The organism is Acidovorax sp. GW460-11-11-14-LB4, from assembly GCF_059423685.1.
The window spans coordinates 1-593 of sequence record NZ_JBWKYJ010000153.1 but is presented as its reverse complement, the minus strand read 5'-3'; the positions used below and the strand labels follow the sequence as shown (position 1 = coordinate 593).

Annotated in this window: 1 protein-coding gene; it reads right to left on the bottom strand. The window is 71.7% G+C overall.

All coding sequences use genetic code 11. The annotated features are described in order from the left end of the window. Positions 1–71: 71 nt before the first annotated feature. Positions 72–593 (bottom strand): MarR family winged helix-turn-helix transcriptional regulator (locus AC07X4_RS23995; protein ID WP_494741550.1); only part of this gene is annotated, 522 nt, incomplete at its 5' end.

Below are 593 nucleotides of genomic sequence, written 5' to 3'. Positions count from 1 at the left end.
GGGTGGCTCAGGGCGGGTTTGAGGATATCGCCGGTTCCCCGTTTTGGGGCAACTCCATTCTGCAAACCCCCTCAATCCACATGCCGCCCGCCCCGCAGCCGATAGGTGCGCGGCACGTCGGTGCGGGTGGCGACCAGCGTCTCGGCACGCTGCTGCATGTCGGCCAGGGTCTGGTCCAGCCCAGCCACCGCCTCGGCACCGAGGCCCGCCAGCAGCTCCTGGTTGAGCGCCTTGACCTGCGGAAACAGTTCGTCGTGCACCGTCTGGCCCGCCGCTGTGAGCGACAGCCGGGCCTGGCGCCGGTCGCCGGGCATGGCGTCGCGGGTGATGAGCTTCTTGGCCAGCAGCGAGGTAATGGCGCGCGAGGTGCGCGCCCGGTCCAACCCGAGGCGTTGGGCCAGCTCGGCCGGGGGCATGCCGGGGTGCTGCGCCAGCATCATCAACAGCCCCCACTCGCGGCGGGTGATGCCGTAGCCGCCTTCGCACAGCCGCACCACCAGGCTGCCCGCCACGGCGATCAGGCGGTTGAGGCGGTACATGAGAAGGTCGTTCGCGGCCTGCGGGTGGGCCAGCCGGTGGCCGGGCGCGGCGGG